Source organism: Bradyrhizobium sp. 154, from assembly GCF_023073875.1.
In the GTDB taxonomy this organism is placed as follows: domain Bacteria; phylum Pseudomonadota; class Alphaproteobacteria; order Rhizobiales; family Xanthobacteraceae; genus Bradyrhizobium.
Genome location: NZ_JADPKG010000098.1, coordinates 1 through 13,059, shown reverse-complemented (window position 1 = coordinate 13,059; position 13,059 = coordinate 1). Strand labels below are relative to the sequence as shown.

Genomic DNA, 13,059 nt, shown 5'->3' with positions numbered 1-13,059 from the left:
GCTGAGCCGCTTCGAGATCCTGGCGGGTGAAGTTGCGTAGCCCGAGGTCCAAGCTGTGTCTGGCCGTCGACTGCTTGAGAACATCTGCATGCCGCTCGAAGCCAACCAAGATACTGAAGCCGTTCGTAGGGGCGATGATCAACGTTGCTATCTGCGTGCACCGACTGGCCGTTGGCATAGATCCGCTTTAACAGCTCGATGTCCTCGACGGTGGGGTGCATCCGCCCATCTCCAGTGAGTGTTCCTCATGCCGACACGCTAGCGCGGCGGGTCAAACCGGCCGCGTCGGCTCTCGAAGAGCTTCATCCAGTCGCCGGCTAACCGCAACCATGTTTCGGCTGCGTCTTGGCTGATCGCCTTTCGCTGGCTGTTCCTGGCACTCCTCCGCGTGCGGAAGCGCTTCGCGTCTTCTTCTCATGAGCTTGAGATAGCCCTACGTACGGATGGACGTCCAATGCCTCAGGGCGAGGCAACACCTCTCGGACTTGCGCAACGAAAATGCCGCAAGCGGAAGTCACTCGTACAAAGAACGGTCAGCTGCGGCGCTGTGACGAGGCTTGGCGAACTGTAGAATGGACAGCGGCCTTGCTTCGCCCCCGCCATTCAGAGATCACGCTGGCGCTAAAGGGACCGAACCCGGCCCTATAGCTCCGCCGCTGGGCGGTCCAACACAAACCGGACCTTCGAGGCGAGCGCCTCAAACGTGAAGGGCTTGGACAGGAGCTGGACGCCCGGGTCCAGCCGCCCGTTGTGAACAATGGCGTTCCGCGAATAGCCGGTCGTGAACAGCACCTTCAAGTCCGGCCTGAGCCGCCGCGCCGCCGCAGCGAGGCGCCGTCCGTCCACTCCGTTGGGGAGCACGACATCCGTGAAGAGCAGGTCTATTGGGGCATCGCTCTCCAGAAGCTTCAGCGCCGCTGGGCCATCGCAGGCTTCGAGAACCTGATAGCCAAGCTCGGTGAGAACCCCCACCGAATAGCTCCGCAGGTCGTCGTGATCCTCGACCACGAGAACGGTCTCGTTTCCGCCGAGGCTGCGCACGATGGAAGGGGTCTCGATGTCCAAGCGCGCCGACTCGCCCAGCCTCGGCAAGTAGAGCTTCACCGTCGTGCCATGCCCCACTTCGGAATAGATGCGCACATGGCCGTTGCTCTGGCGGATGAAGCCATAGACTTGGCTCCGGCCAAGACCGGTGCCCTGTCCGACCGCCTTCGTCGTGAAGAATGGCTCGAACACGCGCTCGAGGGTCGCTGCGTCCATGCCGATCCCCGTGTCAGTCACCGCGATCATCACGTACTGCCCCGGGGCGACGGGCTCGGGGATGCTGGAGACGTAGTCCTCGTCAAGGAAGGTGTTTCCTGTTTCGATTGTGAGCCGGCCGCCTTCCGGCATGGCGTCGCGGGCGTTCACCGCCAGGTTCAGGATGGCGTTCTCGAGTTCGTTCACATCCGCCTGGCTCAACCACAGACCCGGAGCGGTCACCACCTCTAGCCCGATCTGTTCGCCAAGGGTGCGCGCCAGCATGTCTGCGAGGCCGGCTACGAGACGATTGGCATCTACCGGCTTTGGGTCGAGCGGCTGGCGTCGGGAGAACGCGAGGAGCCGGGCCGTGAGGGTGGCGGCGCGCTGGCTGGCTTGCATGGCCATTTCACGAGAACGGCGAAGCTGGCCGGCCAATGTCTGCTCGGTGACCGCGCCCAATCTACGCTCCATCTGCTCGAGGCTCCCGATGATCACCGTAAGCAGGTTGTTGAAATCGTGGGCAATGCCCCCGGTGAGTTGACCAACAGCCTCCATCTTCTGGGATTGACGCAGCGCCTCCTGCGCTTCATTGAGGCGCGCCTGCGCCGCCAATCGCTCGGTCACGTCGTAGACGAATTGATAGGCGCCGATGCGACGCCCCTCCTTATCGCGCAGGGTGTTGAATTTGATCTCGTAGTGGCGCCGGTTGAAGGCCGGATCCCCAAACGCCTCAATCACTGTAAATTCCTCACCTGAGAGAGCCCGCCCCCAAAGCGCTTCTAAGGCGGCTTGGTGGTCAGGACGGTCGGCCAGCAAATCCAGCATGCTCAAGCCGACCTTCGGCCGCCGGCCGTAAACCCGTTCGAACTCGTTAGCTGCAGCGCGGTTGACCGCGAGCCATCGATATTCGAGGTCCGCCACCATCACGATGGCGTCGGTATTCTCGACGATGTCGGCGAGCAGCCTGCGCTCGGCTAGAGCGACTTCGACGCGCTGCTCCAGAGTGTGGGCGAGGTCCGTTAGCTCGCGATTCAATCGCTCGGCTTCAGCGAGCGCGCCTTGCAGTTGGGCGGCCTGTTCGGCAAGGCGTCGGCGGGCTTGGTCGAGAGTGGCGGCGAGCGCGCTGGACTGCCGAGTCGCAAGCGTCGCCGCGGAGGCGGCGCCCCGGGCCGCAATCGCCTCGCACTCGGCCTGCAGAAGCCTGACGATGGGAACGAGGTGGTCGGAGAGCGTAGCTGCGCTCGTGCGTGGCTTCCCGCCGATCAATGCGATGACCGAGCCGTCATTGGCTACACAGGCGCGCGCTGTTCTTCGGCTGTGTCGATCGGGATAGTGGAGATCCATGATGAACTCGCCAGGATGCACGCAGGCGGCAAGGAAGGCGCGCCAGGTCGGTCCGCCAGGCAACGTGCGACAAAAGCCTGGCGCCGGCGTGATCGCGCCGCAGTCCGGATCGCGGACGAGGATCAACAGGGCTTCGGCACCCAGGGCCTTAGCCAGGGCTTCAGCGGCTTCGCCTCGGCCTTCGCGCTCGGAGAGGGCATTCGCCAGCCGTTGAGCCGTGGCTGGGTCAGCTGCTAGGCTGGGAGCAGACAAACGACAGCCGTGCAATTGTGGAAGCCCTGAAACTGCCCGTCCGCTCGGGCGATCTGGCCGTGGGTGTTGCAGCCTGTGAGGTCCACACCCTTCAACCGCTCCCGCACGGCAGTCAGCTCCCGCGCGAAGGCCTGGCCCATCCGCAGGCGCGTCGCCACGCAATCGAAGAAGAGGGCCGCCTGAGGCTTGTGGCCGCCGAGGGCCTGAAGCGCGGCGTCTGCCGCCTCTTGGGCGGCTTCGACGGTTGACTGATGGGTGCAGCGCATAATGCGCACGATCGAGTCCTGGGGGACTTCCGATGCGCAGACCACGGCCCCGTCTTCCAGAATCGCAATCGGCACCCGCAGCTTCTGGCTGCTCGCCGTATCGATGCCTAGGATGTTGTGCAGGAAGAAGGGGATCGGCGCGTCGGGATCGAGCTTCTGGCCGGTGTCCGCGGCATGCGCCTGGAACACCTCCGCGGCGGGCAGTCCGTTCAGGCTGATGAGCTTCGCGCCCTCGGCTTCGGTCACGCGATAGGGCGTGGTCGCCGGCTCCCACCCGTGGCTCACGCCGACCCCTATCGGTTTTTCGGAAATGATCTCCAGGGCTGCGGCCGCGTCCGCTAGTGCGGCACCATTGCAGAAAACCGTGGTCTTCTGAAACTGCGCGTTATCTCCCGCCCCGCCTCCGAAGAACTGGTATTGGCCCGCCGTAGCCAACGTGAGTTCATCCACGAGACGGTCGGCGTGGCCGGCCAGGGCGTCCGTCATCACGAGCGCGCTGCGGTGGCCGGGCTGTATATCCCGAAGCCCTTCGAACCCCGCCACCAGCTCTCGGGCGGCCTTAGCTGGGTCAGCGCTGATGTTGCGGCCGCAGCTCACCGCCACCGTGATGTCGTCACCGCCCAGCGCCAGCGCTGTCGCCATGCCCTCGCCCTGGATGTCGTTGGCGAACTCACCGGCCGAAGACGCGCCGACCACGGGCGCGCCGGTTCGCTCGCTAAGTCGCTTCAGCAAGACGTCGTGTTCGTAGGTCGGAGCGGCGAAGAGCACGATGGCCGCAGGTCGCGCCACACCAGTTGTGAGCTGCTCCAGGAGATCGTCCGCCGCTCTCATTGGATCAACTTCGCGGCTGACCGCAATCGCCGTCTGCATAGGCATCCCCCACTTCGGATCAAGAATAGCCAGGGTCCTCGAAGGCCCAAGCACAACATGACGCTCAATTCGGCCGTTGGTTCCACAAGAGCGGGCGCTGTCTGTACTCGATCTGCTACGTTCCAGCCCAAAAACGTGACTCGGTGTGGCTCAACCTCTGCCGCGGGACCGGGAGCACCCCGCGGAGTCGGTCTGTAGTCGCTCCGACAGCCGACGTTCACCTCTGACTACCGAAGGTAGCCTCGGCTGGCGGGCTTAGGAACGTGACAGAAGCGTTCGCAATTTTTCGTGCAATTGGTCTACGGAGAAGGGCTTGCCGATCGCGGGCGCATCTCTGAACTCCTCCTCCAAAGATGGTGCGCCATAGCCCGTGCTGAACAGGATGGGTATTCTTCGTTCACGCACGATACGAGCTACCGGGAAAACACGCTCTCCAGCCAGATTGACGTCAAGGAGTGCCAGATCGAAAGACGTGGTAGTCGCAAGCTCGCAAGCCTTTTTCACATCTGCGACGGAGGCCACGACTTTTAATCCCAATTCCTCGAGCATGTCCTCGATCATGAGCGCAACTAACGCTTCGTCTTCGACGAGGAGAACCCTGGCGCCGGACATTTCAGCCATTAGACGCCGAAAGCATAACGGGAAATGCCACGGTGCAGCGTGCGCCCTGCGGATCGAAGATCAAATCGAACTCCCCGGCAAGGTCGTTTTCCACACAGCGCTCCATCAGTCGTGTGCCGAATCCACGTCGCTTGGGCGGCGTAACAGGGGGACCTCCGCGCTCGAGCCATTCGCAAGCGAGCCTCCTTTGCGATCGCTCACCCTCCGCGATCCTCCAGGTGAGTGACACGGATCCATGCGGCTTGGAGAGTGCCCCATACTTCGTGGCATTGGTCAAGAGCTCGTTGAACACCATGGTGACGCTCAGCGCCGCCCGTGCGTCCAGGTTGACATCCGGCCCGCTCGTCGCGACCCGTCCGCCCGAGACCGGCCCGACGATATCATGGATTAGCTTTTCGAAAGGCGCGTCTTGCCAGTTTCGCATCGTGAGCAGATCATGCGCACGAGCAAGCGCCAGCAGCCTACCGGTGAACGTTGACACAAACTCATCCAGGTCGGCAGCATGCCGAGCAGTTTGGCTCGCGAGGGACTGCACCGTGGCGAGGGTGTTTTTCACCCGATGGTTCAGCTCGTCAATGAGCACCTTCTGGGCATTCTCCGCCCGCTTGCGCTCGCTGATGTCAACGAGCATGTTGATGGCGCCAACCAACTTTCCGGCCGCGTCGCGCAGAGGCGTCGGGTAGGGAATAAAGGGCACCCTTCTACCGTCAGGTCGCTCAGCAATCGCCTCGGCACCGCGGACGGGACGGTTTTCACGCAAAGCCACCGCCATCGGACATTCATTGTGCGGCAGAGGTGAGCCGTCAGGCCAGTAGAGTTTCCAGGTGACGCACCATTCGTCGCCTGGCTGCGGTGTCCTGCCCGCCATCTCGACTGCGGCCCTATTGAAGAAATTGATGCGCCCCTCAGCATCTGTCGTGTAGATCGCGGCGGGCAAAGCCTCCAGCAGATCGCGCATCCGCTGCTCTCCCTCGCGCAGACGATCCTCGAGCTGTTGGGTGGCAGTGACATCCTGGGCCACGCGCACGCCGTAGAGAAAGCGACCTTTCGAATTGCGCACGGAAGAGCTGAAAATATCAAGATGTCGCACGGATCCATCAGGCCGTAATACCCGCTTGCGAATGGCGTAGTTTGCGATGTCGCCGCGTACCTGCTGCGCGTACAGCTCGCCATCCTGCAACCGGTCATCGAGATCGGTGTAGTCGGAAAAAGTCATTCCGAGCAGTTCGTTGTGCGATCGTCCCGTTATTCGACAGAGGGCATCATTGACCCGCAAGAACCGGCCATTTTCATCAGTTTCCGAGATGCCGACGTTTGCGGCCTCATAGGTAGCCGCGAGCCGCGCTTCACTGGCTCGCCGCTGCTCTTCAGCAGCGCGCAATTGCGTCACATCGACTGTGAAGCAGCGCGTGTTGGTGAACTTGCCGTCCACGAATCGGCTGTTTGACGTAATTAGCACATGCCTCACTGAACCATCGCGCGCCCGCAACCGGGCCGGATAAGCTTCGAGCGCCTGCCCGCACGAGAGGCGCTGAAGGATGTCGCCAATCACCGGCGCGTCGGCATGAAACTCGGCAATGTGGCGGCCAATATACTCCTCGGGCCTGTACCCCAGCATATCCAGCTCGGCTTTGTTGGCGCGAAGGATAATTCCCTCCCCGCTTACGATATGCAGCCCAACGGCGCCGTTCTCGAAAAAGTCCTCCACATCCTGCGTTTTCCGGCGGACTTCCTCCTCGACCTGCTTGCGTCCGGTGATATCCTGAAAACAATTGATAGCGCCCTGGATACGACCGGAGTGGTCGCGCAGTGCGCGGATGTTGACCAATGCGGTAAAACGAGACCCGTCTGGCCGCGCCATGATGACTTCGGCATTGCGCGTGGGCGTGCCGAGACGAACGGCGGTCGCCATCGGACAATCGCAATGGGCAAGAGGGGTGCCGTCGAGCAGGTAGAGTTGATGGGAACCGCAGAAGCGTTCGGTCTTGGCAGCGCTGGGCGTCCGGCCCCACAATTCCAGCGCTTCGCTGTTGTAAGCGACCAGGAGCCCTTCAGCATCGCAAAGATAAACCGCCCCAGGAATGGCGTCGAGCGCGGCACTACCAGCCGCGACCAGCGCCTCGAACTCCGTGGGCCGGCGATGGATGGAGAGCGGAAATTCCTCGACATTGGACATAAAATACGTCTCTCGGGGCGAGAGGGGGCCCACGCGGGGCCATTCTGTTCGGGAATAAAATGGCGGGCTCCCCCGTTGGGCCGCCGAACCAGCCATAACGCATTAGAAGGCTGATGGTTCCCCTATATCCCACCTGGAGCCCCGCTTGGCCGTTAAGGGGCGCTGGTGCAGTGTCGGGAATCGTAGGGCTCGACGGATCCAGGGCTGCGCCTGTATTTCTCCATGAAGTTCCCTCCCTGAGAGTTCGGCGGCCCAAATTGGGTTCTGTTCTTGGCCGGAACCTAAGTTGAACGTTAGGCGTTGCATGTCGGGCGCCGGCAGGCGCCGGGGCGCTCCGTTCGGGGAGATTCTTGTATGCGTCGCCGCATTAAGCAATCCATTTCGTTCAACCAGCGGCTCGCGGATGAAGCTGAAAGATTCCGGAAAGCCGCTGAAGAGTTGCCGCCCGGCACCGCGCGAGAGCTGCTGATGAAGCGGGTAAGGCAGGCTGAAGCGGCATTGCAAATCAATCAATGGCTGGCCACGCCAGGCGCAGCGCCACCGTCTGCGCTTGGGCAGCTGACAACAAAAGCGACGCGCGAAATCCGATGAAGCTGCTGACGGAGTATCTCGAGCGCGGCCAGTGAACTCGATTCCGCCTTCAAATCGCAGTTGCTCGAGCAAGCCGCCTCATATCGCAAGATCGCTGCAAAGCGAGCGAGGGAATACGGCCTACCGCCTCCAAGTCCACCGGGATAGTTTGCTGACCAGTGTTTCCGGGCGAGCCGAAGGACATTGGTAGGGCGGCGCTGCCGGCCATTACGCGGCTCTAGAATAGCGGATCTCAAGTCAATGTGGCAGTCGTCGCACTTCGGACGCACATCAACAAAGCTCGTATGAAACTGAGCTTCTGCTCGGGTATGTTTTTAACCCAGAATTGGCGAAGTGGACAAGGCGACCAGGCGACTTGCGCTACATGCCGCGCTTTCTGAAGCCAACATCAGGTCCGTAGCTTAGTCAGGGCAGCGGCAGACTAGGACGATCTGGCCAGTTAGATGTTCCATTTGTCCCCCGGTCTCCCTCCAGCATTGCTCGAGTGGGGTAGCGCTTGCTCCTGGTTCTCCCGCGCTCGTCGCGATTTTCTCAGGTCGACTTTCGCAACAAATCGCCGATTTTCTCCGCAATCATGATCGTTGGCCGTGGGCAGGCGCGGCATAATGGACGCATCCGCCACGTACAAGTTCGCGCTGCCAATCACTCGCCCCTCGGGATTGACCACCGCCGTGCGGTCGGCGGGATCGCCCATGCGGCACGTTCCGACCGGATGCCAAACGCCGAACACGCTCTGCCGCACGAAGGCTTCGAAGGCGCGGTCGTCCGCGAGCGTCGCCTGGAAGGCGGTGCCGTTGAGCAGCACCAGCCGGATCAGGAGCTGCGGGAGGCCGGCGGGCACGTCGAGCATCGGCCGAGGATCGAGGCGACGATGCGGTTCGCGGTGCCATACTTGCTCAGGCGCTTGATGAGCGGGGAATAAGAGGCGGGAAGGAAATCGCCGGCCCAGGGATTGAGCTGCGGATGCACCACGAGCCTTGCCAGCAGCCGGACGGCTGCGACCAGCCGCTCAAGATCACGCGCGTCGGACAGCAGATTGAGATCGACGAGCGGATAGGCCTTCGGATCCGGGCTCGCCAGGGTGAGCGAGCCGCTCGAATACGGCCGGTTGCACAAGAGGAAATAGAGCCCGAGCCGCGTGCCCAGCGCGTGCCATCCGCCGCGGGTCGAAGCCGTGATGTACATATCGGACGTATCGCAGCCCGCGAGTCCCGACGAGAACCGCATGGCCGTGAAATTGGGGCGGCGCCACGCCAGCGGCAACCACAGCCCGCGGGATGATCGCGCAGATTGCGGCCGACGCCCGGCAGATCGACGGACGGGAATGCCCAGCGCTCGCAATGCAGCCCCTGAGCCGATGCCCGCTCGCATCAAGATCGCTGGCGATTGCAGCGCGCCTGCGGTGAGGAACACGCGGCCGGCAGTGACGGTGAGTGTCCACGCGCGCGACCACACGCCCGTCGCGCGGCGGCCTTCGAGCTGGAGCTGCTCGACCGTGCTGTCGTCCCAGATCTTCAGGTTTGGCCGCGCCCGCGTCGCTGGGTCGAGATAGCCGGCGGCGGCGGAGACACGCTGGTCGTCGCGGTTGGAGAAGCCGGCGGACAAATGCCGTCCTCGAATTCGGCGTTCTGGTCCTTCAGGAACGGCAAACCCGCTGACAGCGCTTCGCCCACGGCCTTGCCGAACTGCGGCACGGCCTCGCGCGATGCTACGGATCGGGATCGGGCCGCTCTTGCGTGCAGCGGGCCGCCGAAATCCAGATCGCTCTCGAGCTTGAGGAAATATGGCAGCACGTCGGTCCAGCCCCAGCCGCGCGCACCGAGCTCTGCCATTCGTCGTAGTCGCGCGGCAGGCCGCGATTCGCCGACTGCACGTTGATGCTGGAGCCGCCGCCCATCACCCGCCTCTGCTCATAGGCGCGGACGACCGGCTTGCCATCGGAATTACAGCCCGCCGCCGCCGACAGCCCCGGCCAGATCTACCTTGCCGCCGAAGAACAGCGGCACCGGATAGCTGTCGAGAATCTCCGCAGGCGTCGCTTCGGGCGGCGTGTCCATTCCGGCTTCGATCAGCAGCACGCGACGGCGCCCGTCGGCGGAAAGCCGATTGGCGAGCACGCAGCCCGCCGACCTACCGCCAACGATCACGTCGTCGAAATGCCGCCCGTCCATTCCCGTCCCTTCGCGCAATTCGATGGACCGGCGCGGCGGCTTGTGCGGTCGCGTCGTTTTTGCTCAGCGGAAGTTACCCTTGGTTTCGGGGATGACGATCGCCCCGATCAGGTAGATCACGAACACGCTGACCGCGAAATAAGCCAGCGACAGCGGGATCTGCGCCGGGCTGGCGCTCACCAGCGAGACGAAGGTGGCATCATGCCGCCCAGTGCAAAGCCGATATTCCAGGACAGGCCCGTGCCGCTCGCGCGCAGCGCGGTCGGGAAGCGCTCGTTCAGGATGATCAGCACCGGCGCATAGCCCGCATTGCCGATGAAGGCGATCGCAAGCGCAACAAGCGTAGCAGCACGCCGCGATACTCGCCGGAGAACACGTCCTTGACCGGCGCCTTTCGAGACCTTCGCCTGCTTGTTGCCCTGCTGGCGCTTGAGCTCCTTGAAGTACGGGGACTCCTCGAGGTTACGGAAGATGAACCAGCCGAGCAGAGAGCTCAAAAGTCCCGAGAAGAACATGAAGCGCCAGCCCGAGAACGGCCATCGAACACTTTGAGAACGCCTGGATCGGGCGACGCTGAATACGAACAAGCGGTGCCTGAGGGAGAGAAGTTCGAGACCATTCTTGTCGTGGAAGATGACGCAGACTTGCGCTTATGTGTCAGACGCGCGGGGGGATCTCAGCTACCGCGTTATTCCGCTCCAAGTGCCCAGTCAGCTTTGACAGCGGTGCTGCAGGACACCCCTCGCATCTTGATCTTCTCCTAACTGGTTCCTAACTGATGTCGTCATGCCCGGGATCAATGGCCGCGAGCTAGGCAAACGAGCTCTCCAGATCCGCCCCCGTCTAAAGATCCTCTACATGAGGGGGTACTCCCGTAACGCGGTGGTCCACCAGGCCGGCTCGAAAAGGGGGTGGACTGGTTGGAAAGCGCATATCTCTGGCAAAGCTTGCGCTTCGAGCGCGCGAGATGCTGGGTCGGAAGGTATCCAGCTAGGTCGGTTTGGCTTATGCTCTTTGAGGGTGTTGTTACATCATCGATGGCTCCTCACTTCGCGCTTTTCCTTTGTTTCGCGCCTGGCGGTCGTTCCTTCGTCCGGGCCTGCGCGCGCAAACACGCCCCGCGCAAGGGGCCGTCAAGGCCGGCCGTCGTGCTGTCCTGACGTCATGTTCTGCTGCCGCCAGGCTGCGCGAACGGCCCCGCGCACGGCGCGAGGATCAAGCAGGTCGGGACGCCGTCTCCTCCGTGCTGACGCACGCGAAGGCGTGTCCCTTGTTTAGGACCGCCCAGGCGATCCGGGCGAGCTAACGTTCCGTTGAGCGTCCCATAAGCGCCGATCGGCAGGTTCGCGAAGACGGGCCCGGCTCTGGTGTCATCGGGCCTTTGTCCAGCCGTCGAACCCTCGGACTGTATTTCTCAAGCGATGAGGGACCTACGCGCCTACGCGGCTTGCCATCTCTTTGCCACGTTAGCGCTGATGGCCCAAGCCAACTCCAAGACTACGCGCCTTTTGCCTCAACGAACCCTCTGATCGCTTCATCAGCTTAGAAACTTTGGCCACCGGCGTGCGAGCCTTGGAATGTGCCTTGATTAGCCTGACATCGTCCTTGGTGTACTCTTTGCGCTTGCTCTTGGTCGCTTTTGCCACTTGGTGCTCTCCAACTTGATCGCACGCGGGGTTAAAGTGCTCATGTGAATCCGTCAAGCCAGGATGATCTTCATGGCGCACTCAGATCGCAATTGATGGTTTGTGCCCCAGGCAGCATGTGAGGACTTCGATTCCCAACGGAGTGTGGTTACATTTCGTGATTGAACCTCTTAACTCTGCCATCGACCAACTTTCTATATTCAAAAAATTATGAGGCGTACGATGTCACCTTCAGAAGAAGAAGACGATCGGCGCGAGTTTTTAGAGGCTTGCGGCAGGTTCGCCTCCGTAACACCTCCGGCCATTACAGCGTTGCTTTCGACCTCACTTAGTAGCGGCGCAATTGCGCGCTCCGACGGCCGGCGCGGTGTATCCTTGATCACTGCCGCTGAGAACCGGAGGCCGCGAGAAGCACCCTCAGAAGCGGCGCAAGAATCCAGGGTCACCGCTCCCACTCAGGCTGCTCCACAGACTTAGCGAAGGAGGCGCTTGCAAGCTGCTGGACTCCGCTGCTGACTTGCCCCACGCCGCTGTCGCTTTGCGCCCGCCTGCCCGCTCCCGGGGACCCGATCCTCCATCGGCACGAAATCGCGAGAGGTAATTTGGGGCGTTCGGATCATGGCGCGAAGACTCTCGCGCGCTGCCCTACCGCTGCGGCCACATGATCCGGCTATCCCCCGGCCGAGGTCGACCAATGCCCGGACGATGTCCGCCTCTCCGGTTTCGGGCCGAAATTCACCTGCACCACATGCGCGGCGCCGACGCATGGCCGGATTTTGAGGGACCGAGGATCGACGCGGGCGATTGAGGCTGGGACGCTGGGACTGACGGTGGATAAGGCGAACGGGCCGCCGCAACCGGCACGGTGGCTCCTTCCAGCCAGGGCAGGAGTGACAACCGCAGACCCCGCGAGGAAGCTCATCCATGCGGCGCCGAATAACGCACCGGCGGACCGCGCTGGCGGACTGAGCGGCGGGGTTAAGCGGGCGCACCCGGTGTTTCACTGGCAATGCTCGAGATGAGTCTCATTCTGACGATCGGGGAGCCGTCGTTGGGGTGCGTTAGTGGCGCTCTTCGAGATCTTGCCGTCGATCGCGGCGCCGCGACCTGAGGCGCTTGCCACCAGAGAAATCACTGGAGGCCGCGGCGCGTACCCCCCGAACGACGTCTGAGCAGTGGATTTTTCTGCGGCCGCGATTCTTTCTACTCGGCGGGTTTCGCCGCGCAGCTCCTGACACTGGCCAAGATCTTCCGATCTTCAACCCAAACGATTTTTGGTCGACTTGGCCGCGGGAGCCCCATAGTCCTCGCCCGCTTTGCGCCCAGCTCGCGATATGGCCCGGCTAGTTGAAGCAGCTGAATTTCAACGCTGAATCCGGTTCGCTGATCGCCAGATTTAGCTGAACCGCGCGCTCAAGATAGTGGGTCAGAAACTTCATGAGATGGCCTTTTTCGCCGTGCCAGCTGCCTGCCCAAGTGCAGTAGGCGGCGCTACCCTGGTGCGGCCAACCAGTCATTGATTTGCAAAGCAGCCTCAGCCTGCCTGACGCGCTTCATTAGAAGGTCTCGCTGAATACCGCCAACAACTGTTCGGCGGCTTCCCGAAACTTGGCAGCTTTCTAAATGAGACGCTGCTTAAACGAGCTAATAACAGGAATTGCCGTTTTGCGAGCGCGTGAGATCGATCCTGCAGGTTGTCCTGAATAGGTCTGCCGCGAACTGCCGATCGCCTGGGCAAGATTACCGAGACGTTTTGACCGCCACTGATTACTGGGCAACGGCCGAAAATTGGAACAGCGCCGCACGTTGAAGCCGAAGCCAAAGAGCCGATGGCTAATTCCTTTGGCGTTCTGGGCAAGCTCTATCTGACGCAATCGTCA

General features: G+C 62.2%; 10 protein-coding genes and 1 pseudogene. 1 reads left to right on the top strand and 10 read right to left on the bottom strand.

What is annotated here, in order from left to right:
* The 5 genes and pseudogenes from IVA92_RS22575 to IVA92_RS22555 form a co-directional block, all read right to left on the bottom strand.
* Nucleotides 1-97: pseudogene (locus tag IVA92_RS22575) on the bottom strand (CopG family transcriptional regulator); the annotation flags it as partial.
* A 545-nt stretch (nucleotides 98-642) separates the two neighbouring features.
* Nucleotides 643-2,712 (bottom strand): PAS domain-containing sensor histidine kinase, encoded by a 2,070-nt coding sequence (locus tag IVA92_RS22570; RefSeq protein ID WP_247279934.1) that lies wholly within the window; start codon nucleotides 2,710-2,712, stop codon nucleotides 643-645.
* A 107-nt stretch (nucleotides 2,713-2,819) separates the two neighbouring features.
* Nucleotides 2,820-3,974, bottom strand: coding sequence for an FIST N-terminal domain-containing protein (locus tag IVA92_RS22565; protein WP_247279933.1), 1,155 nt, complete (start codon nucleotides 3,972-3,974; stop codon nucleotides 2,820-2,822).
* Between the two features lie 255 nt (nucleotides 3,975-4,229).
* Nucleotides 4,230-4,595: a response regulator gene (locus tag IVA92_RS22560; protein WP_247279932.1), complete on the bottom strand. Its 366-nt coding sequence runs from the start codon at nucleotides 4,593-4,595 to the stop codon at nucleotides 4,230-4,232.
* A complete protein-coding gene (locus IVA92_RS22555) occupies nucleotides 4,588-6,771 on the bottom strand; it encodes a PAS domain S-box protein (protein ID WP_247279931.1) in 2,184 nt (727 codons plus the stop codon). Before IVA92_RS22555 ends, IVA92_RS22560 begins: the two co-directional genes overlap by 8 nt.
* 354 nt (nucleotides 6,772-7,125) lie before the next feature.
* Here IVA92_RS22555 and IVA92_RS22550 point away from each other — a divergent pair, with 354 nt between their 5' ends.
* Entirely contained in the window at nucleotides 7,126-7,362 is a 237-nt protein-coding gene (locus IVA92_RS22550; RefSeq protein WP_247279930.1) for a hypothetical protein, read from the top strand.
* Nucleotides 7,363-7,801: 439 nt separating this feature from the next.
* Here the strand turns inward: IVA92_RS22550 and IVA92_RS22545 are convergent, their stop codons facing one another.
* The 5 genes from IVA92_RS22545 to IVA92_RS22525 form a co-directional block, all read right to left on the bottom strand.
* Nucleotides 7,802-8,212, bottom strand: a complete 411-nt coding sequence (locus IVA92_RS22545) for a GMC family oxidoreductase (RefSeq protein WP_247279929.1) — start codon at nucleotides 8,210-8,212, stop codon at nucleotides 7,802-7,804.
* Nucleotides 8,176-8,967 carry a GMC oxidoreductase gene (locus IVA92_RS22540; RefSeq protein WP_247279928.1) on the bottom strand — a complete coding sequence of 264 codons (792 nt, stop codon included), beginning with the start codon at nucleotides 8,965-8,967 and terminating at the stop codon, nucleotides 8,176-8,178. The genes IVA92_RS22545 and IVA92_RS22540 overlap by 37 nt, the downstream gene beginning before the upstream one ends.
* Nucleotides 8,877-9,194 carry a hypothetical protein gene (locus IVA92_RS22535; RefSeq protein WP_247279927.1) on the bottom strand — a complete coding sequence of 106 codons (318 nt, stop codon included), beginning with the start codon at nucleotides 9,192-9,194 and terminating at the stop codon, nucleotides 8,877-8,879. The genes IVA92_RS22540 and IVA92_RS22535 overlap by 91 nt, the downstream gene beginning before the upstream one ends.
* A gap of 111 nt (nucleotides 9,195-9,305) precedes the next feature.
* Nucleotides 9,306-9,533 (bottom strand): GMC family oxidoreductase N-terminal domain-containing protein, encoded by a 228-nt coding sequence (locus IVA92_RS22530; protein ID WP_247279926.1) that lies wholly within the window; start codon nucleotides 9,531-9,533, stop codon nucleotides 9,306-9,308.
* Nucleotides 9,534-9,709: 176 nt separating this feature from the next.
* On the bottom strand, nucleotides 9,710-10,048 hold the full coding sequence (locus IVA92_RS22525) for a hypothetical protein (protein WP_247279925.1): 339 nt from the start codon (nucleotides 10,046-10,048) through the stop codon (nucleotides 9,710-9,712).
* Between the last annotated feature and the right edge of the window lie 3,011 nt (nucleotides 10,049-13,059).